The organism is Citrobacter freundii complex sp. 2024EL-00216, assembly GCF_043945515.1.
GTDB classification, from domain to species: Bacteria; Pseudomonadota; Gammaproteobacteria; order Enterobacterales; family Enterobacteriaceae; genus Citrobacter; species Citrobacter portucalensis.
Map to the genome: position 1 here is coordinate 53,634 of NZ_JBIMRA010000016.1, position 22,996 is coordinate 76,629.

Here is a 22,996-nt window from a genome sequence, read left to right on the forward strand (position 1 = left end):
ACTGCTCAGCTGCGCGCCCGTCAATCCCTTAGTATCAAAATGCCATTTGATCGGCGAGAAAGTCAGCAGCTCAGTTACTGGGCTGTAGCCTTATTCGCGTCCGGGATACGACACCAGTTGTTATTCTCGTTAATACCACCATTTGGCGAGGTATAACCGAGGCAACCCAAAATGGTGTCGTACAGTTCCACATGACGACGCGGCACCTTCATATCAGCTTCTTGCTTAAGGTGTGCAAACGCCTTCGCATGGTCGGGGTCTTCCAGATACTTGTCAGACATCCACACCATCATAGGAACGCGGAACTGCTCAGGTGGCGCCATTTTACGCGGTGTACCGTGCAGGTGCTCGCGCTCGTTAATCGACTCACCGTGATCGGCGGCGTAAAACACGATCGCTTTCTTATCGCGTAGTTGATCAAACACTTTGGTAATAAAGTGATCAACATAGGTTACCGAGTTATCGAATGAGTTGATCATCTCAGCTTTCGAGCAACCGCTATCAACATTGACACACTCCGGCTTCCACTGCGCATATTCGCGGGTGTAGCGCTGGGTGTAGTTAAAATGCGAGCCTTTGGTGTGCAGAATAATCAGATGCTTGTCACCATCTTCATTATTCTGTAAAGACTGCTGCATCTCGGTAATCAGCAGCATATCGTCAACGTTCTTGCCACGGTTACGTGGCTCTGCGCCAATCTGCTCACGATAGGCGATGTTCTCCGCCATGGTATTACTGTAGAACCACATCTCGCTTTGCATCGCGTAAAGATCGGTCTTGAACCCTAACTGGCCGAGCACGGAGAAGACGTTTTGTTCTTTCAGAGTACGCTGCGGGTTTTCTTCTGCCCCACCCTCACGCACAAACATGCAACGCAGCGAAAGTTTGGTTGCCGTATCACAGGAATATCCACGGAAGGCGGCCAGATTTTTCTCCTGGGCGAGCCTTGGCGTGGTATTACGCTCATAGCCAAAAATCCCCATATGATCCCAGCGGGTCGTTTCGCCGATAATAAAGACCACATAGGTGTCGTCGAGGTTTTTGGGGGCAACATAGGTAAACTTCTTCGCCGGGTTCATCAACGATTTGTTATCTGAGGATTCATCCACCTGTGCCCAGGCGTACAGACCCAGCGCGGAGAGCCAGTTTGACGGCAGATAGGAATTCGCCACTACCCCGCCATAGCTGGGCAAATCGATCCCCGTTGCTCGCTCAACGCTTCTCTGTTGCATACTCAGCAGGCGAATCGGGAGCCATACCATCAGACCAGCCAGTAAAACTACCGCCACGCTGCGCCATCTCATACCAGGCGTACGTATCTGTTTCATCAGGGTATAGCGGCAGCGGTTACTCCAGATCAGCACCAATGGGATAATACTGACCGAAACCAGCCACACGATGAAATGCCAGCCGACGACTTCTTTCGATAAATCAATATCCGTGGTCATAACGGAGGCGATAATGCCGTAGCCAATTACCACGTTCAGGAAGGTCATATAATAACTGGCGCCGGCAGAACACAGCACCACAAAGGTTGCCAGCACACGCCAGGCGCGTCGGCCAAATAACGAGAGAAGTCGGAGTAAAAAGAAGGTCACCAGCACAGTGCCGGCCAATTCAACAACCGCGGAGAGTCCTTTCCAGACGGTAAACTCGTGCGCATATCCGCTAAAGCGACGGAAAAATACAGCACAGTTCATAAACAAACCGATATAGATTGCCAGCAAGAAACTGAGTTTCTGCTGCGTCATCGACTTAATGTATCTCATGCAAACAAACCCTGGGAATCGGGATAAAAACACCCTGTGCAGTAGTCAAACAGACCAGGCAGGGGAAAATGCGACAACAGCAGAGGTGAAATGTCTACGGGCGCGGGTAAGTAGACCACAGGAGGGTGAAAAAGTGCTTATGGAGAATGCAAATGGCGCATATATTTTTGTAAATATATGCGCCAGGTATTAATCAGACTACTAATAGGTTTAGGCGTGCGCCTCGGTATATACGCTACGCTGTGGCTGGCGGATGGTGGTGGAGAGTGCCAGCGAGATAATTAACAGCGCAAAGATAACGCAGAAGGTCACATAGAAACCGCCGAACAGCGAGGCGATAATGGAGCCACAAATGCTGCCGATACCGAAACCTAAGTAAATGACGCCGTAGTTTTTAGCAAGGTTATTCAAACCGAAGAACTCGCTCACCAGTGACGGGAACACGGTGATGGTACCGCCAAAGTTAAATGCTACGCAGGCAATCGCCGCGAAGAAGGTCGCATCATTCAGCGGGGCGAACAGCAGTGCCGCCATACCGACCAGCGAAACGACCTGCCCAATGGTGATAACGCGAATACGAGAGATTTTGTCGGACAGAATCCCCAGAACCAGACGACCTGACAGGTTAGCGATAGAAATGACGGTAACCGCATTTGCCGCCGTTGCCACATCCATATGCGCCAGGCTTTGTGCAATATCTTTCGCCACGCCAATCACATACAGCCCACTCATACACGCCGTCAGGAACATCACTGCCAGCATCCAGTACTGCGGTTTACGCATGGACTGCGCCAGGGTGTAGTCATTCTCAACCACGCCATTTTTCGTTTTCACTTCCTGATTCGGCGCGTCTTTCATCAGCGTGGAGCCAAAGACGATCATCACCAGCACAATCGCGCCCCAAATCATGAAGGTTTTTTCCAGACCCACAGTGCTCAACAGTTGGCTGTCGATGAATTTAAAACCGAGGCTGCCAAGACCGTAAGAACCGATGGCAAAGGCGGAAATCAGCCCTTTACGCTCAGGGAACCATTTTACACAGTTGGAAAGTGTTAACAGGTAGCCTGCGCCATCCGCCAGACCGACCAATACACCGGCGCTCAGCCACAGCATAATCAGGCTGTCAGAGTGGGCGGTTAAGAAGAAGCCGACACCCAGTAAAATACCGGAGGCCATGGTGACGCGTTTCACGCCAAAACGTTCCTGCAGTTTCCCGGCGACGGAAGAAGAAATTGCCAGCCCGAGGCTCAGCAGGCCAAAGGAAAAGGCAACCTGACTCACCGGCGCATCAAGCTTAGAAGAGAGCGCACCGTTAAACAGGCTCCAGGTATAAACAGAACCTAAAGCAAATTGGGTAATGATGGTGCCGATCAGTGTCAGCCAGCGGGTACGCTGATAATCAGAAGTTTTCATGGCAGTCTTCCTGCATAAACAAAATGGGAAATTCTCTGCCAACAACCATACCGAAGCACTTTTATGAGCAGGAGAAAACGGCATGAAATGCCGCCAGGACGGAATGAAATGCCTGGAATGCGGAATGAATGACGAGACAAAAAGTCGGGTTACTGAATTTTATCGCATGAGTTAGTACACGCTATCGCTGGAGTGCGTGTGATTGTTGATCTCAACATGTAATCAAGATGTTTATATGCTGATTACTTACGTTAAAATTTGGCGCTCACTCCCATGGTGTACATATAGTCGCTGTTGTTGGTACTGTTTTCCGCCTGCGAAAGCGCTGCGTAAGCCGCCATGTGCGGGTTCAACAGCATATCCGCACCGACGGTGACATCCACCCAATTACCGCCCTGACCCGCTGCTGACATGCGGCTGAGACCTGACTGCGCCTTCCAGATATTCTCGCCAAACTGCTGGTTATAGCTGATTTGCGCCCACGGTCGCACATCACCGAACTGCGAATTGACTCGCCAGCCCAACGAGCTCACGCTGGCATGCCACAGCGGATCGTTCTGCGTTACCGACGTCGCGCTATCGCCAAATTCGTTGTAAGTAGATGTGGTTGAACCGTCATAATGCAGAGCGGCAACCGGACCAGTTGTCACCTGCCCGGAAAGCGGGAAGTTCCAGCCCATACTCATGCCGCTGGTCGCATCCATAGGCGTCTCATCCGCCAGATTCACCACGGGACCCGCCACGTTCTGAGTGGAACGAATACGTTCTTCCAGAATGTCGTTATAACGTGGTTGGTGATCGCTGTCCCATGTATAACGTTCAGCCGTATGCCCTGACATCGCATCAACGATATATTCTTGTTGCCAGCCATATGCTGTATTGATGGACAGCGCACAAACTACGACGCTCGCCAGAGTTAACCTTTGGCGACCACTACTGTTTCTTATAATCATCAACGCGACTCCAGAAAAGAGCCGAATTCGGCGATATTATTGTCATTGTGTGAAGGATATTGGGCCCATCAGGCCCTGTATTAAATATTGTCTTTTTAGCTGGCGCGTCAAGGCGGGCCGAATGAAATTTTTACGCCAGTAAAAACAGCGAGGAAGAATATGCAGCGTTGCGGATGGGTCAGCCAGGACCCACTTTACATTGCCTACCACGACAAGGAATGGGGCGTCCCCGAAACCGATGGTAAAAAGCTGTTCGAAATGATCTGCCTTGAGGGCCAGCAGGCCGGGTTATCGTGGATTACCGTGCTCAAGAAACGGGAAAACTATCGCCACGCCTTCCACCATTTTGACCCGGAAAAAGTGGCGGCCATGACCGAAGAGGATGTGGAAAGGCTGGTACTGGATGCAGGCATTATTCGTCATCGCGGAAAAATTCAGGCCATTATCGGCAACGCTCGTGCTTTTCTGACGATGGCGCAAAACGGAGAGTCGTTTAGCGAATTCGTCTGGTCATTTGTTGATAACCAACCGCAAGTGACTCGCGCCGCCAACCTGAGCGATATTCCCCCCTCCACGCCTGCGTCAGACGCGCTGTCTAAAGCGTTAAAAAAACGCGGATTTAAGTTTGTCGGCACCACCATTTGTTACTCCTTTATGCAGGCGTGCGGCCTCGTCAACGACCATGTCACCAGCTGCATCTGTTATCCGGGAGAACAACATGATTCGTGAATCCAAGGCTGACGATCTGCCGTCAATTCTGGCGCTGTGGATGGAAAGCACAATCCATGCCCATCCATTTATCGAAGAGCGCTACTGGCGCGAAAGTGAATCCGTGGTGCGGGATGTTTATCTGCCAGCCGCGCAAACCTGGGTTTGGGAAGAAGAAGGCGAGATCAAAGGCTTTGCCAGCGTGATTGACGACCGCTTTCTCGGCGCGCTGTTTGTCGCACCTGCCGCCATCAGAAGCGGGATCGGCAAAGCGCTGGTGCAGCATGTCCAGCAGCGCTTTTCGATACTCAGCCTTGAGGTCTACCAGAAGAATCAATCAGCGGTGAACTTCTACCATGCGCTGGGTTTTCGTATTGAAGACGGCGCATGGCAGGAAGAGACTCACCACCCCACGTGGATTATGGGCTGGCAGGCGGATCAAACGCCGTAAGCGCCAACGTTGGTCCGCTATATTTTTCAAGCCACGCCAGCGCGGTGTTGCCCGCGCAGCCATTCCCCAGCTTCGAGCTGGGGAGATCTTTGGTCAGCACGTTGACGGCACCATTTTTACAAATACCGTTCGCTGCGAGATCCAAATCAGGCCAGGCGCCTTCATGAATACAGATGACGCCGGGTTTAATACCCGCCGTCACCACCGCGCCCGCCAGAACTTGCCCGCGCTGGTTCCACACCCTGACCGTATCGCCATCCGCAATGCCGCGCGCGTGGGCGTCCTGCGGATGAATCGTTATCGGCTCACGATCCGCTACCGCGTACTGCTCACGTAGCGCACTGTAGTTAAGCTGACTATGCAAACGGTGCGCCGGGTGGGCGGAAAGCAGCTGTAGCTGGTCCGGTTCAGCGTTACCGAACCACTCATCCGGCTCCAGCCACATCGGGTGTCCCGCGCAGTCCGCGTAGCCGTAACCTGCAATCCTCGCGGAGTAGATTTCAATTTTGCCGCTGTCCGTTTTCAGCGGATGCGCCTGCGGGTCGCGGCGAAAATCCGCAAAACGGATAAACTGTGCGCTGGCGGCGTTTTCCGGCATTTCGATCAGGGCGTTGCGCTGCCAAAACTCGGCGAAAGGCGGCAATGTCACCTGCTGACTGGCCCCACGTTGCCCGGCAATATTGTAAAAAGTCTCCAGCCACGCCAGTTCGCTTTTACCTTCGGTGAACCGTTCATATCCGCCCTTTTCCCAGCGCTCACTCAGCTCGGCAAAGACATCAAAATCATTTCGCGCTTCGTCCTGCGGCGGTACGACCTGCTTCATCGGCACCAGGTGCTGGTTGCTGTAATCGCCAGTCATGGTCAAATCATTACGCTCAAAGGAGGTGGTTGCTGGCAGCACGATATCGGCATGCTTTGCTGCTGCGGTCCAGAAACACTCCGAGATGACCACCAGCTCCGGTTTTTGCCAGGCGCGAATTAAACGGTTAGTGTCCTGATGATGGGTGAAGTTAGCGCCACCCGCCCACCACAGCATACGGATGTCCGGGAAATGGCGGTCCATGCCGTTGTGCTGGTAAAAACCGCCGGGATTTTCCAGCGCTTCGACAATTCGCGCCACCGGGATTTTATCTACCGCGTCGGTGCCGCCTTTAACGCTGCCCTGCATTGAAGCCAGCACCGCAGCCCGGCGCGTTGGGTTGCCGCCGTTGGCAAAATGGTACGACAGCCCAAAACCGCCGCCTGGCGTCCCGATTTGTCCGAGCATGGCGGCCAGGGTGACAATCATCCAGTGTTTCTGCTCGCCATACTGTTGGCGCTGCATGCCCCATCCGGCCATCAGCATGGTGGTATTTTGGTGAAATATCGCCGCAAGTTCGCGTATCTTCGCCGCCGGAATGCCACAAATCTCTGCCGCCCATTCTGCCTTTTTTGCAACATCGTCAGATTTACCCAGCAGATAGTCGGCAAAACGGTCATATCCGGTGGTACACCGGGCGAGAAAGTCCTCGTCATGCCAGCCGTTTTCCACCAGCGTATGCGCGATGCCCAGCATCAGCGCTACGTCGGTCCCCATATGCGGGGCAATCCATTCCATCTTATCGCCAAAGAAATCGACGCTTTCCGATCGCATCGGATCGATACAGATCAACCGTTTACCGCTGTCGCGCAATGCCTCAAAGTACGCGAGGCCCTGCTCATCGGACGCGTTCCAGGCAATCTTCAGGGTATTCAGCGGATTGGCGCTCCACAACACCACCACCTCGCTGTTCTCCAGCACCACCGGCCAGCTGGTTTGCTGCTGGTAAACTTCGTTCCCGCCCACCACGTACGGCATGATCGCCTGCGCAGCCCCCGTCGAGTAATCCCCCAGATGCCCGGTATAACCGCCCGCCAACGCCATATAACGCTGTAACAGGGTCGCCGCTTTGTGTAACACGCCGTTGGAACGCCAGCCGTACGAACCGGCAAAAATTGAGGCCGGGCCGTAGCTGTCACGGATGCGTTTATGCTGCGTATGGATAAGATTCAGCGCGTCGTCCCAACTGACGCGAACAAACTCATCCTGCCCACGTACGCCCTGTGGGTTTTCCGGCGAGGCGAGAAACCCTTTACGCACCATCGGAAAACGTACCCGCGTTTTACTGTGAACCTGGTCGCGCACCACGGTTTGCAAAGAGTTGGGATGAGCGGTGGGCAGCGCGCCACGCGAGGAGAAAATCGTCTCACCATCAGTGTCGACGAGGATTGGTCCCCAGTGGGCGGCGGTTAACACTGAGTAATGTGCGGGTGAATTAGCCAAGATGGCGCTCCTGAATGCGATGTGACGGATTATTTATTATGCCGTTCAATGTTACTTACAAATTTCAGAGTCTTCCCTGGAATTTTCTTCATGTTCACACGTCATAATCAACCGCCACGGTCGCTGTGGCAAAGAAGAAAAAGTCATTAAGGAATTAAGATGAAGAAACGTGTATTTGTTATTGCTGCCATCGTGAGCGGCGCCCTGGCGGTTTCTGGCTGCACAACAAACCCTTACACCGGCGAACGCGAAGCGGGTAAATCCGGCATTGGCGCAGGTATTGGCTCTCTGGTCGGCGCGGGCATTGGCGCACTCTCTTCTTCGAAGAAAGATCGCGGCAAAGGCGCACTGATTGGCGCAGCGGCTGGCGCGGCCGTTGGCGGTGGTATCGGCTATTACATGGACGTGCAGGAAGCGAAACTGCGCGAAAAAATGCAGGGAACGGGCGTCAGCGTGACGCGCAGTGGCGATAACATCATTCTGAACATGCCAAACAACGTCACCTTCGACAGCAGCAGTGCCAACCTGAAGCCTGCGGGTGCTAACACCCTGACCGGCGTGGCGATGGTACTGAAAGAGTACAATAAAACCGCCGTCAACGTGCTGGGCTTCACCGACAGCACCGGCAGCCAGGATCTGAATATGCGTCTGTCACAGCAGCGCGCAGACTCCGTAGCCAGCGCCTTGATCACTCAAGGGGTCGCAGCTAACCGCATCCGCACTCAGGGTATGGGCCCGGCAAATCCGATCGCCAGCAACAGCACAGCGGAAGGTAAAGCGCAAAACCGTCGCGTAGAAATTACCTTAAGCCCGATCCAGTAACGTTTTGTGCCGGATGGAGACAGTCCGCGTCCATCCGGCATGAAGCACTTGCCATCGTTGATTTTCGCGTTAAGGTGTTGTCACCAAACTCAGGGAAATCAGCGATGAGCAAATCAACACGGGCAACCATCAGCGATGTGGCGAAAGCTGCAAAAACCGGCAAGACCAGCATTTCACGTTATCTCAACGGTGAAAAGCACCTGCTTTCCGACGCGCTGCTGGCCCGCATTGAACAAGCCATTGCCGATCTCGACTACCGTCCCAGCCTGATGGCAAGAGGCCTGAAACACGGTCGTACCCGCCTGATTGGCCTGATCATCGCCGATATTACTAATCCCTACTCCGTCAACGTGCTAAGTGGTATTGAAGCCGCCTGTCGCGATAAAGGCTTTACCCCGCTGGTGTGTAACACCAACAACGAAGTGGATCAGGAACTGCATTATCTCGACCTGCTGCGCAGCTACCAGGTCGAAGGGATTGTGGTCAACGCCGTCGGGATGCGCGAAGAGGGGCTGAACCGCCTGCAACAGTCTGCGCTGCCGATGGTGCTGATTGACCGTAAAATTCCCGATTTCGCCTGTGATATGGTCGGGCTGGATAACACCCAGGCGGCAACGGTTGCCACCGAACATCTGGTCGAACAAGGTTTTGAAGCCATCCTGTTCCTCAGCGAACCACTCGGCATGGTGAATACCCGCCGCGAACGCCTGAGCGCTTTTCGTGCCACGCTCGCGCAATACCCTGGCGTTATCGCGCAAAATGCCGAAGTCCCGCTCACGGACAATACGCAACTGGACGACACCCTGCGCCAGTTTCACCAGCAGCATCGTGGAATGCGCAAAGCTGTTATCTCTGCCAACGGTGCCCTCACGCTACAAGTAGCCCGCGCCCTGAAACGCATTGGCCTCAACTGGGGGAGCGACATTGGCCTACTCGGTTTTGACGAGCTGGAATGGGCCGAGCTGGCGGGCGTTGGTATTACCACGTTGAAACAACCCACCTGGCAGATTGGTTACACCGCCGTTGAGCAGGTTGTGCGCCGGATCGATGGCGGCTCTGCGGCCATTCAGGAGCAGGTCTTCTCCGGCGAGCTGATCGTGCGCGGCTCTACCTGCCGTTAAATTACCTTCGTGATGGTGATCATAAATTCGACATCATGGGCTTTTCTTTGGAACCGGTTCCATCTAGCGTTATGACAAGAACGCTAGTCTGGAGTTTCCATGAAAAGAAAAATTATGGTGGTCACCGCCGCTTACGGCCACGACCAGGTACGGGCCGCAGGCGGGCAAACGGCAATGCTGCCCATCATCGCTGAAGCCGGTGCTGACGGCGTTGAAATCCGCCGCGAGTTATTAACCGATACCGAGCTGAAAACGCTCCCTACGATGGCTTCTGCTATCGAAATCTTCGGCCTGCTGGCCTGTTACTCAGCACCTGAGCCATTGTTCCTTGCGAACGGTAACCTCAACCCCCAACTTCCCGCGCTACTTGAAGAAGCGCAGGCCCTGCAGGCGCTGTGGTTAAAAGTCTCTCTCGGCCATTTTTCCCATACCGAACAGTTCAACGTTTTACGCGAATGGCTCGACAACAGCGGAATGGAGCTGGTTGTTGAGAACGATCAAACCGCCTGCGGACGCCTGCAACCGATGCAACGCTTTAACGAAGCCTGTCAGACGCAAAACCTGCCGATATCTTTAACCTTCGATATGGGCAACTGGCTGTGGGTGGGCGACTCCCCGGAAGAAGCAGCACAAAACCTGGCGTCAACCGTTGGCTATATCCATGTCAAAGCCGCTGTCACACATCGCGACAGCTACCGCGCCGTACCGCCAGATGCAACAGACTCGCGCTGGATGGCGCTGCTAAAAACGCTGCCCAACGACGTCCCGCGCGGCATTGAGTTCCCCCTGGAAGGGCAGGATCTGACGGCGGTTACCCGCCACTACGTCGAGCTGTTACGCGAGGAGTAACGCATGAAAAATTCACTGGATGTGGTCACTATTGGTGAAGCGATGGCGATGTTTGTCGCCACGCAAACCGGCGAACTGGCGGATGTGGAGAAGTTTATCAAGCGCGTTGCAGGCGCGGAGCTCAACGTGGCGACCGGTCTTGCCCGTCTGGGCCTGAAGGTCGGTTGGGTGAGCCGTGTAGGCAACGACAGTTTTGGACGTTTTATCGTTAAGTCGCTGGAAAAAGAAGGGATTGATGCGCAGGGAGTCACCCAGGACGGGCGTTACGCTACTGGCTTTCAGCTTAAATCTAAGGTCGAAAATGGAACCGATCCCATTGTGGAATATTTCCGTAAAGGTTCCGCTGCCAGCCACCTCAGCATTGAAGATTATCACGAGGACTATTTCGCCAGCGCGCGCCACCTGCACCTGAGTGGCGTAGCGGCAGCGCTTTCTGCCAGCTCTTATGAACTACTGGCGCATACCGCCCGCACCATGAAGGCCCAGGGGAAGACCATCTCGTTCGACCCGAATTTGCGCCCGGTATTGTGGAAAAGCGAAGCCGAAATGGTGGAAAAACTGAACCGCCTGGCATTCCAGGCAGACTGGGTTTTACCAGGGTTAAAAGAGGGCATGATTTTAACCGGTCAGCAAACGCCTGAAGCCATCGCCGACTTTTATCTGCGCCATGGCGTGAAGGCCGTGATCGTGAAAACCGGGGCTGATGGCGCCTGGTACAAAACCACCAGCGGCGAACAAGGCTGCGTGGCACCGGTAAAAGTCGACAATGTGGTCGATACGGTCGGCGCAGGAGATGGCTTTGCCGTAGGCGTTATTAGCGCCCTGCTGGAAGGCCGCTCGTTGCATCAGGCGGTGACCCGCGGCAATAAAATTGGCGCTCTGGCCATTCAGGTTCAGGGCGACAGCGAAGGATTACCCACACGTGAACAATTAGGGGAATAAACTCCCGGCCAACTCTGTACCCTACATACAGAGGCGGCGTATCAGCATAACCAGAGGGCAGTCTATGAATAGCTCAACTAATGCAGCAAAACGCTGGTGGTACATCATGCCAATCGTGTTTATCACGTATAGCCTGGCGTACCTTGACCGCGCGAACTTCAGCTTCGCCTCCGCCGCCGGTATCAACGAGGACCTCGGCATTACCAAGGGGATCTCTTCCCTGCTGGGCGCACTGTTTTTCCTCGGCTATTTCTTCTTTCAGATCCCGGGCGCAATTTACGCTGAACGCCGCAGCGTACGAAAACTGATTTTTGTCTGTCTGATCCTCTGGGGCGCATGCGCGTCGTTAACCGGCATGGTCAGCAATATTCCAATGCTTGCCGCCATCCGCTTTATTCTTGGCGTCGTTGAAGCCGCCGTGATGCCGGCAATGCTGATTTATATCAGCAACTGGTTTACGAAATCTGAACGCTCGCGCGCAAACACTTTCCTGATCCTCGGTAATCCGGTCACCGTTCTGTGGATGTCCGTGGTTTCCGGTTACCTGATTCAGGCGCTGGGCTGGCGGGAAATGTTCATCATCGAGGGCTTCCCGGCCATCATCTGGGCGTTCTGCTGGTGGGTGCTGGTAAAAGACAAACCGTCTCAGGTCGGTTGGCTGTCAGAATCTGAAAAAGCCGCTCTTCAGGCACAACTGGAAAAAGAGCAGCAAGGCATCAAAGCCGTACGTAACTATAGCGAGGCTTTCCGCTCACGTAACGTCATCCTGCTGTGTATGCAGTATTTCGCCTGGAGTATTGGCGTCTATGGTTTTGTCCTGTGGCTGCCGTCGATTATCCGCAACGGCGGCGCAAACCTGGGGATGGTGGAAGTTGGTTGGCTGTCATCCGTACCGTATCTGGCGGCAACGGCGGCGATGATCCTCGTCTCCTGGGCGTCCGATAAGCTACAAAACCGTAAGCTGTTTGTCTGGCCACTGTTACTGATCGCGGCGTTCGCGTTTATCGGCTCCTGGGCCGTAGGCGCAGACCACTTCTGGATTTCTTACACGCTGTTGGTTATTGCAGGCGCGGCAATGTATGCCCCCTATGGTCCCTTCTTCGCCATCATCCCGGAAATGCTGCCGCGCAACGTCGCCGGTGGGGCAATGGCGTTGATCAACAGCATGGGCGCGCTAGGCTCATTCTTTGGTTCATGGTTTGTCGGCTACCTCAATGGCGCTACTGGCAGCCCGTCTGCCTCGTACATTTTTATGGGGGTAGCGCTTTTTGTCTCAGTGTGGCTAACTCTCATTGTTAAGCCTGCTAATAATCAACAGCTACCTATTGGCGCACGCCACGCTTAAATTTTAACTTACGGAGATTCGCATGAAGCCGTCCATTATTCTCTATAAAGCGTTACCTGACGATTTACTGCATCGCCTGGAAGAACATTTTACTGTGACTCAGGTGCCTAACCTGCGCCCGGAAACGGTCGCACAGCACGCCGACGCTTTTGCCAATGCAGAAGGTCTGCTGGGCTCCAGTGAAGCCGTCAATACCGCTCTGCTGGAGAAAATGCCCAGGCTGCGTGCGACATCCACGATTTCCGTAGGCTATGACAACTTCGACGTCGATGCCCTCAACGCGCGTAAGGTGCTGTTGATGCACACGCCAACCGTGCTGACGGAAACCGTCGCCGATACGGTAATGGCGCTGGTGTTAAGCACCGCTCGCCGCGTAGTGGAAGTTGCCGAACGGGTAAAGGTCGGCGAATGGACCAAAAGTATCGGACCGGACTGGTTTGGTACCGATGTACACCACAAAACGCTGGGGATTGTCGGTATGGGCCGCATTGGGCTGGCGCTGGCACAACGTGCGCATTTCGGCTTTAGCATGCCGATTCTCTATAATGCGCGCCGTCATCATCAGGAAGCAGAAGAGCGCTTCAATGCACGTTACTGCGACCTCGATACGCTGTTGCAGGAGTCTGATTTTGTCTGCCTGATCCTGCCGTTGACCGACGAAACGCATCATCTGTTCAGCACCGAGCAGTTTGCCAAAATGAAGTCTTCCGCCATTTTCATTAACGCCGGACGTGGCCCGGTGGTCGATGAAAAAGCGTTGATTGCTGCCCTGCAAAAAGGCGAAATTCATGCCGCTGGCCTGGATGTATTTGAGCAAGAGCCATTATCGGTAGACTCACCGCTGCTGTCACTGCCCAACGTGGTGGCCGTACCGCACATTGGTTCAGCCACGCACGAAACGCGCTACAACATGGCGGCCTGTGCGGTGGATAACTTAATCGATGCGCTGCAAGGACACGTTGAGAAGAACTGCGTAAACCCGCAAGTCGCATCATAAACAAAAGGCCGGGTAGCGCTTACGCTCACCCGGCCTTTCATGTATTACCGTATCTTAATTACTGAGCGGCATTCACCGCAGCAGTCCAGGCCTGATTAAATGCCTGATGCTGAGCAGCCAACGGGCCAATCAGCGTATTGTACTGACTTGCCTGCTGTGACGTTGGGAACTGGATACCGTTGGCGACAAAGCTCACCTGCGTATCCTGCTGCGCCACAAAATCACCAACCTGCACCAGCTGCTGCGTGAAAATTTGCGCGGCAGGGATCAGCGGCTGTAAGGCCTCTGCTGGTGCAGTAACAACTTTGTTGTAGACCTGATCAAAGACCGGCTTCAGATCTTCGCCCTGCTTCAGCGCGCCATGCGCAGCATCTGCCTGTAGTTTCGCATTCTGCAACTGTTGCCCTAATACACCTAGCGCACCATTTGCCTGACGCAGCGGTTCACGCTGAGTCACATAATCCTGAGGAACACGAATCGCATTTACGCTATCAACCACCGGACGCAGACCGGAGTCCATCGCCTGATTAACCTGCTGCGAATAGCCATACAGAATCGCGTAATCGGACACAAACGGGCCAAACTGTTTTTTCTGATCGGCGGTCAGCGTTGGTAAACGCTCTCCGCTACGCATTGCAGTATTCTGCAGAAAATCGATAAACGCTTTGCGTTGATCGCCTTCTTTATCAAAACACCCACTCAGGCCAACTACCATTAAGAGCGCCAAAACAGGCGCAAACCAGCGAGAGCAGGACTTACCTGTCGCCATTTTAATACTCCTTTCACCCAAAAATGCGCACAACGACACCCGCGTGCCTGACGTTGACAAGGATAGTCCAGGTCAGCCCCGCAAGATACCCTTTCCGCGTAATCTTGTGGGGGAAAATAACCGTTCCCGCCACCGTTCGTTTTGCTAAACAATGCTGCATTCACCACTCGGCGTCATATTTTAGTCATCTTTACAATCGGAATCGATCGTTCGGAGATCCCGACCTTTATCAGTTCGTTAGCCAGCAAAAGATTGTCACCAGCGATCCGCTGAAACGAATCCATCACACAACCCTTAAATCCGGCTTCATTTTTTCCGACTACTCTTAATGAGCTTCGAAGAAATTCACGATCCCGCTGTGTGATTTGTAGGAGTTCTCAATGGAATACAAAGATCCTATGTTTGAACTGCTAAGCAGTCTGGAGCAGATTGTTTTTAAAGATGTATCGCAGACGGTCACTCTGCCGCAAAAAACCAACCCTTTCACCGAATTTGAACAGCTACGACGAGGGACAGGTTTAAAAACAGATGATTTTGCCCGAGTGATGGGCGTGACGGTCGCGATGGTTCATGAATGGGAGTCTAAACGCGTAAAGCCTTCCACTACCGAATTGAAGTTAATGCGCCTGATTCAGGCAGACCCTAGGTTAAGTAAGCAACTGATGGATTGAACTATTTTTCAATTTTGCTTAAGAACGGTCCTGTTTCAGGGCCGTTCTCTTACGAAGGTTATCCACAAAAAAGAAAATAGTAGTTGCATCCACATGCGTAAAATGAGTTAATGCCCTCAACGGTTTGACGTACAGACCATTACAGCAGTTAGTAAGGCAAGTCCCTTCAAGAGTTATCGTTGATACCCTTCGTAGTGAGCATTTCCTTTACTGTTAAAAAATCTGTAAAGCACGCCATATCGCCGAAAGGCACACTTATTTTTTAAAAGGTAATACACTATGTCCGGTAAAATGACTGGTATCGTAAAATGGTTCAACGCTGACAAAGGTTTCGGCTTCATCACTCCTGACGATGGCTCTAAAGACGTGTTCGTACACTTCTCTGCTATTCAGAACGATGGCTACAAATCTCTGGACGAAGGTCAGAAAGTTTCCTTCACCATCGAAAGCGGCGCTAAAGGCCCGGCAGCTGGCAACGTAACCAGCCTGTAAGCTTAAAAAGCTCAAAATTCTGAATCCCTGCCAAACGGCGGGGATTTTTTTTATCTGTACTTCGCAGCACATCCCACCTAAACGCTTCTTTGCATTACTTTACCCGTCGCCCCTTTGACCTTTCCCTAAGGGCAAGCTTTATAGTGAGCCAGTCTATATTCCACAATTTTCACAAGGAATTGAAGCTATGTCGAAATCCTCACTGCTGCTGATTTTAGGTTTGCTCACTACAGGTACTGCGTTCGCGGCAACGCCGGAAGCTACTTTTCTGGCCGAACACGGGCTTAGCGGGAAATCCGTCGAACAAATCGTAGAGACGATTGATCAGTCACCGCAGAGTCGCCCGCTGCCGTACTCAGCGTCCATCACCAGCACCGCGTTGAAGCTCTCTTCGGGCGATCAGGTTTATACCCTGCCGCTCGGTGACAAGTTTTATCTGTCGTTTGCCCCGTATGAATGGCAAACACATCCTTGCTTCAACCACAGCCTTTCTGGCTGCCAGGGCGAAATGCCGGAGAAGACATTCAATGTCAAAGTGACGGATAACAAGGGTGATGTGGTGGTACAAAAAGCGATGAAGAGCGGCCGTAATGGCTTTGTCGGGGTATGGCTACCGCGCAATATGGAAGGCACCATCGCAGTGAGCTACAACGGTAAAACGGCGGAGTATCCTATTAAGACGATGGAAGACAGCCAGACCTGTCTGACAAAATTGCAGTTGCGCTAATAACATAAAAAAATGCCGGATAGCGCAATGCTTATCCGGCCTACTGGTGTTTCTCTCGTAGGCCGGATAAGGCGAAGCCGCCATCCGGCATTTTCTAAGTCAGCGCAGGGTCGTTACTGCAGCAGAGAAATATCTGCCACGCGCAAGAACAGCTCGCGCAGTTTTTCGAGCATAGACAGACGGTTAATACGCAGATCTTTATCTTCTACGTTGACCATCACTTTCTCGAAGAACGCATCAACCGGTTCACGCAGTTCCGCCAACTCAACCAGCGCTTCCTGGTAACGACCGGCAGCGAAGACAGGCTCCAGCTTATCACGCAGCACAACCACCTGCATCGCCAGCGCAATTTCTTCCGGCTCTTTCAGCGTTGCCGCATTCACGCGGTCATTCAGCGTCTCTTCAGACTTCGCCAGGATGTTCGATACACGCTTGTTCGCGGCAGCCAGCGCGGACGCGGCTTCCAGCGTACGGAAGTGCGAAACCGCCTTCATACGTGCGTCAAAATCAGCCGGACGAGTCGGACGACGTGCCAGCACGGCCTGAATGGTGTCGACGGTATAACCTTCGTCCTGATACCAGGCGCGGAAGCGACCGAGCATAAAGTCGATAACGTCATCCACCACGTTGGCGTTGGTCAGCTTGTCACCATACAGACGAACCGCTTCTTCGGTCAGCGTTTGCAGATCCAGATTCAGGTTCTTCTCAACGATAATACGCAGCACACCCAGCGCAGCACGACGCAGCGCAAACGGGTCTTTGTCGCCTTTCGGATGCTGACCGATACCGAAGATACCCGCCAGGGTGTCCATCTTGTCAGCAATCGCCACGGCACAAGCTACCGGGTTCGACGGCAGATCATCACCGGCAAAACGCGGCTGATACTGTTCGTTCAGCGCCACAGCTACATCTTCCGCTTCGCCATCGTGACGCGCGTAGTGCATGCCCATCACACCCTGGGTGTCGGTGAACTCGAAGACCATGTTGGTCATCAGGTCACACTTGGACAGCAGGCCAGCACGCGTTGCGTGGTTAACATCAGCGCCAATCTGACCAGCAATCCAGCCCGCCAGCGCCTGGATACGGTCAGTCTTGTCGCGCAGCGTACCCAGTTGCTGTTGGAACAGCACGGTTTGCAGACGCGGCAGATGGTCTTCCAGACGTTTTTTACGGTCGGTATTGAAGAAGAACTCGGCATCCGCCAGGCGCGGACGAACGACTTTCTCGTTACCGGAGATAATCTGGATCGGATCTTTCGATTCGATGTTGGCAACGAAGATAAAGTTCGGCAGCAGTTTGCCGTCGTTCGCGTAAACCGGGAAGTACTTCTGGTCACCTTTCATGGTGTGAACCAGCGCTTCAGACGGAACTGCGAGGAATTTCTCTTCGAATTTCGCGGTCAGCACTACCGGCCATTCCACCAGCGAGGTGACTTCTTCCAGCAGGCTTTCGCTCAGGTCAGCGTTACCGCCAATCTTACGCGCTGCTTCTTCAGCATCGGCTTTGATTTTCGCTTTACGCTCAGCGTAATCCGCAATTACTTTGCCGCGTTCACGCAGGATTTCCGGGTACTGATCGGCAGAATCGATGGTGAATTCCGGCTCGCCCATAAAGCGGTGTCCACGGATCACGCGATCGGACTGAATGCCCAGAATCGTTGCCGGAATCACCTTGTCGCCCAACAGCAGGGTCACGGTGTGAACCGGACGCACGAAGTGGACATCAGACGCGCCCCAGCGCATCAGTTTCGGGATAGGCAGCTTCGCCAGTGACGTGGCGATCATGTTTGGCAGCAGCGTTTCTGCGCTTTCGCCTTTTACATGCGCACGGTACAGCAGCCATTCGCCTTTGTCGGTAGTCAGACGCTCAGCCTGATCAACCGTGATGCCGCAGCCACGTGCCCAACCTTCTGCCGCTTTGCTCGGTTTGCCTTCAGCGTCAAACGCCTGAGCAATGGCCGGACCGCGTTTTTCGACTTCGCGATCGGGTTGAGATTCCGCCAGATTCGCGACTTTCAGCGCCAGACGACGCGGCGCGGCGAACCACTCAACGTTGCCGTGCGCGATGCCAGCGTTATCCAGCTCCGCGGTAAAGTTTGCAGCAAAGGACTCAGCCAGGCTGCGCAGTGCTTTTGGTGGCAGCTCTTCAGTGCCGATTTCCACCAGAAAAGTTTTCTCAGACATGGCCGCCTCTTATTTGTCTTTGTTGCACATCGGGAAGCCAAGGGCTTCACGGGAAGCGTAGTAAGCTTCTGCCACTGCTTTGGTCAGGGTGCGAATGCGCAGGATATAGCGCTGACGCTCGGTGACGGAGATGGCTTTACGCGCATCCAGCAGGTTGAAGCTATGGGCGGCTTTCAGAATACGTTCATACGCAGGCAGCGGCAGCGGATTTTCCAGCGCCAGCAGCTGCTGCGCTTCTTTCTCGTACTGCTCGAAGCAGGTGAACAGGAAGTCCACATCGGCGTATTCGAAGTTGTAGGTGGATTGCTCCACTTCGTTCTGATGGAACACGTCACCGTAAGTGGTTTTACCCAGCGGGCCGTCGCTCCAGACCAGGTCGTAAACGCTGTCTACGCCCTGAATGTACATGGCCAGACGTTCCAGACCGTAAGTAATTTCCCCGGTTACTGGTTTACATTCCAGGCCACCAACCTGCTGGAAGTAGGTGAACTGCGTCACTTCCATGCCGTTCAGCCACACTTCCCAACCCAGACCCCAGGCACCCAGCGTCGGGTTTTCCCAGTTATCTTCCACGAAACGGATATCGTGAATGGTCGGGTCCATACCCAGCTCTTTCAGAGAACCCAGGTACAGCTCCTGAATGTTGTCCGGAGACGGCTTAATCACTACCTGGAACTGATAGTAGTGCTGTAAGCGGTTTGGGTTTTCGCCATAGCGGCCATCGGTCGGACGACGAGAAGGCTGCACATACGCAGTCGCCATCGGTTCCGGCCCCAGCGCACGCAGGCAGGTCATTGGGTGAGATGTTCCCGCGCCGACTTCCATGTCCAATGGTTGAACGATGGTGCAGCCCTGGCGAGCCCAGTAATCCTGTAAGGTCAGGATCAAGCCCTGGAAGGTCCTGGTATCAAACTTTTGCATATTATTTCGTGCTGGATACGTGTGGATTTAAAGGAAGCGATCAGTATACCCGCTGGCTGCAAGATATACAGTACGAAACGGGAAAAAGGGGGAACTTAGCGCATGGAAAGGTGCAAAAACTGCCCGTCTGCATCAAAAGAGCAGACAAAACTCTCTTTACGGAAGGTAGAACCACGCATCTCATAGCTGCCCTGGAATTGCTCCAGGCCGGAGATATCAATTTTCTGCGCGCCAGTGTTGTAGCGTTGCGCCGCCTCATTTTTGCACAATGACTCCATATCCAGCGAACGTGTGGCACTGACCTTAACCTTTTGCGCTTTCTGCGCAGGTGCAGACGATTGTGTGTCAGCGCACGCTACCAGCAAAAGGGCAGCGATCGCGGGAAAGAAATACTTCATCATCATTTTATTACCGCCTGGTTTGCTGGTCAGTCTTATTATTAGTGTCTGGAAACAGATCCTATTTTGAGAATCTCATCAGACCATCTCAAGCTTTAGCGTAAGAACTCGGATTATTCCAGTGAGCTACGTTCGCAAAATATCGGTCAGACTTTTTTTAATGGACACAGAGGAACTGATGCAGCCCAAAATTTTCTGGATTGATAACCTGCGCGGGATAGCCTGTTTAATGGTCGTGATGATCCACACCACAACCTGGTACATCACCAATGCGCAAAGCGTCAGCCCGTTGAATTGGGATCTGGCTAACGTGCTCAATTCAGCCTCTCGCGTCAGCGTTCCGCTGTTCTTTATGATTTCGGGCTATCTGTTCTTTGGTGAGCGTAGCGCCAAACCGCGCCATTTCCTGCGCATCGCGCTCTGCATCCTGTTTTACAGCAGCGTGGCGCTGGCCTATATTCTGCTGTTTACCTCGATCAACGCTGAGCTGTCGCTGAAGAACCTACTGCAAAAGCCGGTGTTCTATCACCTGTGGTTTTTCTTCGCGATCGCCGTCATCTACCTGGTTTCTCCGCTGATACAGGTGAAAAATATCAGCGGCAAGATGCTACTGGCGCTCATGGTTGTGATTGGGGTGATTGCCAATCCCAACACCGTCTCGCAAAAAATCGGCGGCTTTGAGTGGCTCCCAGTCAACCTGTACATCAGTGGCGATACTTTCTATTACATCCTGTACGGCATGCTGGGCCGGGCGATTGGCATGATGGATACGCAAAAGCGCTTGCTCAGCTGGCTCTGTGCGGCGTTGTTCATCACCGCGGTGTTTATTATTTCTCGGGGCACGTTGCATGAACTGCGCTGGCGAGGCAATTTTGCCGACACCTGGTACCTCTACTGCGGCCCAGCAGTATTTATTTGCGCCACCTCGCTCCTGACGCTGGTCAAAAATACGCTCAGCGCACGTACTCTGCCGCTACTGGGCCTTATTTCTCGCCATTCATTGGGCATATATGGTTTTCATGCGCTGATCATTCACGCACTACGTACCAACGGAATTGAACTCAAAAACTGGCCGCCGCTGGATATGCTGTGGATTTTCAGCGCCACGCTGGCAGGAAGTTTACTGTTGTCTATTCTGTTGCAGCGTATTGATACGCGCAGGCTGGTGAGTTAGGTGTCTCCAGGCAGCGCCTTCTTACGCGAACGCTGCAGTAAAAATTGCCCCATTAAACAGACGAAGAATGCTGCCGGGTATAACCCTATTTCGAAGGACGCCAACGGGGCATTCCACACCCCCACCAGCAACAACCCTGCCGTGATGAGCGCCACCATCTGACATACGGAAGTGAAGCGTTCATCGTTTTGATTGAGATTTACTGCGCGCTGATAGGCATACGTTACGAACATCCCCGTCATCAGCGCCCCCAAAAAATACCCCTTGCCGCTCAATAACGGGCATGCGCGCCATAAACCGATACTGTAAGTCAGTATGCCTGAGAGGAATAGTATCCATGGCAACAGCCTGGTTGTCTTCATTGGGATCTCCTTATCCATCATGGATACAATATGAATAACCCGCTAAAGACAACACAGAAAAAAGCGACTACACAGGACTTTCAGAATACATCCATACGTGTAATTTATTATTTTTGTGGATATATGTATGCGGCAAATTCCCCTCTGCTAGCCAGAGGGGAAAGTGGTCAGGACATCAGCGGTTGTAATTGCTGATAGATACGACGGAAGGTTTCTCGACGCTGTTGATAACGAGCATGACGCTCCGCGTCAGGATAATGCGCCTGCTCCAGCGTAAGCTGAGGCAGAAACTCTGATAACGACGTTTGCGGATTCATGGCAACTTGCGCCAGGCGCGCCGCGCCGAGTGCAGGGCCAACGTCACCGCCGGTACGGTAATCCAGCTGCAATCCACTGATGTCAGATAGCATCTGACGCCAGTATTCACTGCGTGCCCCACCGCCGATCAGCGTAATGCTGGCGGGCTGAACGCCACAGGCATGTACCACGTCCATACCGTCAGCCAGCGCAAAACCCACACCTTCCAGCACCGCCTGCGCCAGTTCTGCCGGACCATGCTGATGCGTCAGACCGAAAAATACGCCCTTGGCCTGCGGATTGTTATGCGGCGTACGCTCGCCGGACAAATAAGGTAAAAACCAGACCGGCTCCGCGTGTTCATCCGCCTGTTGCGCAGCGTCAATCAACGCAGGAACGCTCGCCAGTCCGGTTAATTTTGCCGCCCAGTCCAGACACGATGCCGCACTTAACATTACAGACATCAGATGCCATCGCTCAGGCAAAGCATGGCAAAAACTGTGAACCGCACTTTCCGGTTTGCTAAGGAAACCATCACTCACCGCAAAATAGACGCCGGATGTCCCCAGCGAAAGCATCGCCTGACCGGCATTCATCATGCCTACGCCAACCGCGCCCGCCGCGTTATCACCGCCTCCGGCAACAACCGCAACCTCCTGCATTCCCCAGGCTTTAGCGACGTCTGGCAATAAAGTTCCGGTAATCTCGCTGCCTTCATAGAGCGCAGGCATATGTGCGCGAGTCAGTTTACAGGCAGCCAGCATGACATCGCTCCAGTCACGCTTCGCGACATCCAGCCACATTGTCCCTGCCGCATCAGACATATCGCTGGCAAAATCACCGGTCATGCGCAAACGCAGGTAATCTTTCGGCAGCAGGACTTTATCAATCTGGTTGAAAATCTCCGGCTCGTGGCGTTGCACCCACAGCAGTTTTGGCGCGGTAAAGCCAGGCATCATCAGGTTGCCAGTGATGGCTCGAGACTGCGGAACCTGACTCTCCAGCATCACGCACTCTTCAGCACAGCGACCGTCGTTCCATAAGATAGCCGGACGCAATACCTTCTGTTGTTCATCCAGTAGCGTCGCGCCGTGCATCTGCCCGGCAATCCCCAACGCTTTCACCTCGCGGAGTGAATGCTGCTGACCCAGTGCTTTTACCGCGCGATCCGTTGCCAGCCACCACTGCTCAGGGTCTTGTTCTGACCATAACGGGTGCGGGCGCGAGACGGTGAGTTTCTCCGTTTTTGAAGCCACCACATCGCCCTGCTCATTGAGCAGAATGGCCTTTACGCCTGATGTGCCAAGATCTATCCCGATATACATAAGGC

22 protein-coding genes are annotated in these 22,996 nt (G+C 53.5%); 12 read left to right on the forward strand and 10 right to left on the reverse strand.

Going from position 1 to position 22,996, the window contains the following annotated elements:
* Positions 1-74: 74 nt before the first annotated feature.
* The 3 genes from eptB to ACHHZ7_RS18740 form a co-directional block, all read right to left on the reverse strand.
* Positions 75-1,769 carry a kdo(2)-lipid A phosphoethanolamine 7''-transferase gene (eptB, locus tag ACHHZ7_RS18730; RefSeq protein ID WP_008786420.1) on the reverse strand — a complete coding sequence of 565 codons (1,695 nt, stop codon included), beginning with the start codon at positions 1,767-1,769 and terminating at the stop codon, positions 75-77.
* 210 nt (positions 1,770-1,979) lie between these two features.
* On the reverse strand, positions 1,980-3,182 hold the full coding sequence (locus tag ACHHZ7_RS18735) for an MFS transporter (protein WP_020996062.1): 1,203 nt from the start codon (positions 3,180-3,182) through the stop codon (positions 1,980-1,982).
* A gap of 251 nt (positions 3,183-3,433) precedes the next feature.
* On the reverse strand, positions 3,434-4,135 hold the full coding sequence (locus tag ACHHZ7_RS18740) for an autotransporter outer membrane beta-barrel domain-containing protein (RefSeq protein ID WP_060682928.1): 702 nt from the start codon (positions 4,133-4,135) through the stop codon (positions 3,434-3,436).
* A 159-nt stretch (positions 4,136-4,294) separates the two neighbouring features.
* Between ACHHZ7_RS18740 and tag the strand changes: the two genes are divergently transcribed.
* Both tag and ACHHZ7_RS18750 read left to right on the forward strand, forming a co-directional pair.
* A complete protein-coding gene (gene tag / locus ACHHZ7_RS18745) occupies positions 4,295-4,864 on the forward strand; it encodes a DNA-3-methyladenine glycosylase I (protein ID WP_060682929.1) in 570 nt (189 codons plus the stop codon).
* The gene (locus ACHHZ7_RS18750; RefSeq protein ID WP_060682930.1) at positions 4,854-5,294 is read left to right on the forward strand and encodes an N-acetyltransferase; all 441 of its coding nucleotides are present in this window, start codon (positions 4,854-4,856) and stop codon (positions 5,292-5,294) included. The genes tag and ACHHZ7_RS18750 overlap by 11 nt, the downstream gene beginning before the upstream one ends.
* On the opposite strand, the gene ACHHZ7_RS18755 is transcribed toward ACHHZ7_RS18750, so the two are convergent.
* Positions 5,263-7,596 (reverse strand): molybdopterin guanine dinucleotide-containing S/N-oxide reductase, encoded by a 2,334-nt coding sequence (locus ACHHZ7_RS18755; protein ID WP_060682931.1) that lies wholly within the window; start codon positions 7,594-7,596, stop codon positions 5,263-5,265. The genes ACHHZ7_RS18750 and ACHHZ7_RS18755 overlap by 32 nt on opposite strands.
* 159 nt (positions 7,597-7,755) lie before the next feature.
* Here ACHHZ7_RS18755 and ACHHZ7_RS18760 point away from each other — a divergent pair, with 159 nt between their 5' ends.
* The 6 genes from ACHHZ7_RS18760 (at position 7,756) to ghrB (ending at position 13,672) form a co-directional block, all read left to right on the forward strand.
* Complete coding sequence (locus ACHHZ7_RS18760) at positions 7,756-8,418, forward strand: OmpA family lipoprotein (protein ID WP_003827397.1); 663 nt, start codon at positions 7,756-7,758, stop codon at positions 8,416-8,418.
* 104 nt (positions 8,419-8,522) lie between these two features.
* Positions 8,523-9,539 (forward strand): LacI family DNA-binding transcriptional regulator, encoded by a 1,017-nt coding sequence (locus tag ACHHZ7_RS18765; RefSeq protein WP_048215331.1) that lies wholly within the window; start codon positions 8,523-8,525, stop codon positions 9,537-9,539.
* Between the two features lie 99 nt (positions 9,540-9,638).
* The gene (locus tag ACHHZ7_RS18770; RefSeq protein ID WP_060682932.1) at positions 9,639-10,388 is read left to right on the forward strand and encodes a sugar phosphate isomerase/epimerase; all 750 of its coding nucleotides are present in this window, start codon (positions 9,639-9,641) and stop codon (positions 10,386-10,388) included.
* A gap of 3 nt (positions 10,389-10,391) precedes the next feature.
* Positions 10,392-11,330 (forward strand): sugar kinase, encoded by a 939-nt coding sequence (locus tag ACHHZ7_RS18775; RefSeq protein WP_060682933.1) that lies wholly within the window; start codon positions 10,392-10,394, stop codon positions 11,328-11,330.
* Positions 11,331-11,394: 64 nt separating this feature from the next.
* On the forward strand, positions 11,395-12,675 hold the full coding sequence (locus ACHHZ7_RS18780; protein ID WP_003827389.1) for an MFS transporter: 1,281 nt from the start codon (positions 11,395-11,397) through the stop codon (positions 12,673-12,675).
* A gap of 22 nt (positions 12,676-12,697) precedes the next feature.
* Positions 12,698-13,672: a glyoxylate/hydroxypyruvate reductase GhrB gene (gene ghrB / locus ACHHZ7_RS18785; protein WP_003827388.1), complete on the forward strand. Its 975-nt coding sequence runs from the start codon at positions 12,698-12,700 to the stop codon at positions 13,670-13,672.
* Between the two features lie 58 nt (positions 13,673-13,730).
* On the opposite strand, the gene ACHHZ7_RS18790 is transcribed toward ghrB, so the two are convergent.
* The gene (locus ACHHZ7_RS18790; protein ID WP_003827386.1) at positions 13,731-14,441 is read right to left on the reverse strand and encodes a DUF3053 domain-containing protein; all 711 of its coding nucleotides are present in this window, start codon (positions 14,439-14,441) and stop codon (positions 13,731-13,733) included.
* A gap of 380 nt (positions 14,442-14,821) precedes the next feature.
* Between ACHHZ7_RS18790 and ACHHZ7_RS18795 the strand changes: the two genes are divergently transcribed.
* From ACHHZ7_RS18795 to cueP, 3 genes are all read left to right on the forward strand, one after another.
* Entirely contained in the window at positions 14,822-15,112 is a 291-nt protein-coding gene (locus ACHHZ7_RS18795) for an HTH-type transcriptional regulator (protein ID WP_003827383.1), read from the forward strand.
* A 279-nt stretch (positions 15,113-15,391) separates the two neighbouring features.
* Complete coding sequence (gene cspA, locus ACHHZ7_RS18800; protein ID WP_000014594.1) at positions 15,392-15,604, forward strand: RNA chaperone/antiterminator CspA; 213 nt, start codon at positions 15,392-15,394, stop codon at positions 15,602-15,604.
* A gap of 187 nt (positions 15,605-15,791) precedes the next feature.
* Positions 15,792-16,331, forward strand: a complete 540-nt coding sequence (cueP, locus tag ACHHZ7_RS18805; protein ID WP_032945331.1) for a copper-binding periplasmic metallochaperone CueP — start codon at positions 15,792-15,794, stop codon at positions 16,329-16,331.
* Positions 16,332-16,444: 113 nt separating this feature from the next.
* Here cueP and glyS read toward each other — a convergent pair whose 3' ends face one another.
* The 3 genes from glyS to ACHHZ7_RS18820 all read right to left on the reverse strand — a co-directional run bounded on the left by glyS (position 16,445) and on the right by ACHHZ7_RS18820 (position 19,839).
* Entirely contained in the window at positions 16,445-18,514 is a 2,070-nt protein-coding gene (gene glyS, locus ACHHZ7_RS18810) for a glycine--tRNA ligase subunit beta (RefSeq protein ID WP_008786433.1), read from the reverse strand.
* Between the two features lie 9 nt (positions 18,515-18,523).
* Positions 18,524-19,435: a glycine--tRNA ligase subunit alpha gene (glyQ, locus tag ACHHZ7_RS18815; protein WP_001168551.1), complete on the reverse strand. Its 912-nt coding sequence runs from the start codon at positions 19,433-19,435 to the stop codon at positions 18,524-18,526.
* 95 nt (positions 19,436-19,530) lie between these two features.
* Positions 19,531-19,839: a YsaB family lipoprotein gene (locus ACHHZ7_RS18820; RefSeq protein ID WP_020996059.1), complete on the reverse strand. Its 309-nt coding sequence runs from the start codon at positions 19,837-19,839 to the stop codon at positions 19,531-19,533.
* Between the two features lie 172 nt (positions 19,840-20,011).
* Here ACHHZ7_RS18820 and ACHHZ7_RS18825 point away from each other — a divergent pair, with 172 nt between their 5' ends.
* Positions 20,012-21,007, forward strand: a complete 996-nt coding sequence (locus tag ACHHZ7_RS18825; protein WP_008786435.1) for an acyltransferase — start codon at positions 20,012-20,014, stop codon at positions 21,005-21,007.
* Here ACHHZ7_RS18825 and yiaB read toward each other — a convergent pair.
* Together yiaB and xylB are read right to left on the reverse strand one after the other, a co-directional pair.
* Positions 21,004-21,369, reverse strand: a complete 366-nt coding sequence (gene yiaB, locus ACHHZ7_RS18830; RefSeq protein ID WP_008786436.1) for an inner membrane protein YiaB — start codon at positions 21,367-21,369, stop codon at positions 21,004-21,006. The genes ACHHZ7_RS18825 and yiaB overlap by 4 nt on opposite strands.
* Positions 21,370-21,536: 167 nt before the next feature.
* Positions 21,537-22,991, reverse strand: a complete 1,455-nt coding sequence (gene xylB / locus ACHHZ7_RS18835) for a xylulokinase (RefSeq protein WP_192464011.1) — start codon at positions 22,989-22,991, stop codon at positions 21,537-21,539.
* Positions 22,992-22,996: the final 5 nt, after the last annotated feature.

Excerpts from the sequence above, each read along its gene's own strand:
- ACHHZ7_RS18790 (WP_003827386.1), bottom strand. The coding sequence starts at position 14,441 with ATGGCGACAGGTAAGTCCTGCTCTCGCTGGTTTGCGCCTGTTTTGGCG.
- ACHHZ7_RS18760 (WP_003827397.1), top strand. The coding sequence starts at position 7,756 with ATGAAGAAACGTGTATTTGTTATTGCTGCCATCGTGAGCGGCGCCCTG.
- ACHHZ7_RS18750 (WP_060682930.1), top strand. The coding sequence starts at position 4,854 with ATGATTCGTGAATCCAAGGCTGACGATCTGCCGTCAATTCTGGCGCTG.
- ghrB (WP_003827388.1), top strand. The coding sequence starts at position 12,698 with ATGAAGCCGTCCATTATTCTCTATAAAGCGTTACCTGACGATTTACTG.
- ACHHZ7_RS18765 (WP_048215331.1), top strand. The coding sequence starts at position 8,523 with ATGAGCAAATCAACACGGGCAACCATCAGCGATGTGGCGAAAGCTGCA.
- ACHHZ7_RS18825 (WP_008786435.1), top strand. The coding sequence starts at position 20,012 with ATGCAGCCCAAAATTTTCTGGATTGATAACCTGCGCGGGATAGCCTGT.
- ACHHZ7_RS18775 (WP_060682933.1), top strand. The coding sequence starts at position 10,392 with ATGAAAAATTCACTGGATGTGGTCACTATTGGTGAAGCGATGGCGATG.
- tag (WP_060682929.1), top strand. The coding sequence starts at position 4,295 with ATGCAGCGTTGCGGATGGGTCAGCCAGGACCCACTTTACATTGCCTAC.
- ACHHZ7_RS18795 (WP_003827383.1), top strand. The coding sequence starts at position 14,822 with ATGGAATACAAAGATCCTATGTTTGAACTGCTAAGCAGTCTGGAGCAG.
- ACHHZ7_RS18780 (WP_003827389.1), top strand. The coding sequence starts at position 11,395 with ATGAATAGCTCAACTAATGCAGCAAAACGCTGGTGGTACATCATGCCA.
- ACHHZ7_RS18740 (WP_060682928.1), bottom strand. The coding sequence starts at position 4,135 with ATGATTATAAGAAACAGTAGTGGTCGCCAAAGGTTAACTCTGGCGAGC.
- ACHHZ7_RS18770 (WP_060682932.1), top strand. The coding sequence starts at position 9,639 with ATGAAAAGAAAAATTATGGTGGTCACCGCCGCTTACGGCCACGACCAG.
- cueP (WP_032945331.1), top strand. The coding sequence starts at position 15,792 with ATGTCGAAATCCTCACTGCTGCTGATTTTAGGTTTGCTCACTACAGGT.
- xylB (WP_192464011.1), bottom strand. The coding sequence starts at position 22,991 with ATGTATATCGGGATAGATCTTGGCACATCAGGCGTAAAGGCCATTCTG.
- yiaB (WP_008786436.1), bottom strand. The coding sequence starts at position 21,369 with ATGAAGACAACCAGGCTGTTGCCATGGATACTATTCCTCTCAGGCATA.
- eptB (WP_008786420.1), bottom strand. The coding sequence starts at position 1,769 with ATGAGATACATTAAGTCGATGACGCAGCAGAAACTCAGTTTCTTGCTG.
- glyS (WP_008786433.1), bottom strand. The coding sequence starts at position 18,514 with ATGTCTGAGAAAACTTTTCTGGTGGAAATCGGCACTGAAGAGCTGCCA.
- cspA (WP_000014594.1), top strand. The coding sequence starts at position 15,392 with ATGTCCGGTAAAATGACTGGTATCGTAAAATGGTTCAACGCTGACAAA.
- ACHHZ7_RS18735 (WP_020996062.1), bottom strand. The coding sequence starts at position 3,182 with ATGAAAACTTCTGATTATCAGCGTACCCGCTGGCTGACACTGATCGGC.
- glyQ (WP_001168551.1), bottom strand. The coding sequence starts at position 19,435 with ATGCAAAAGTTTGATACCAGGACCTTCCAGGGCTTGATCCTGACCTTA.
- ACHHZ7_RS18820 (WP_020996059.1), bottom strand. The coding sequence starts at position 19,839 with ATGATGATGAAGTATTTCTTTCCCGCGATCGCTGCCCTTTTGCTGGTA.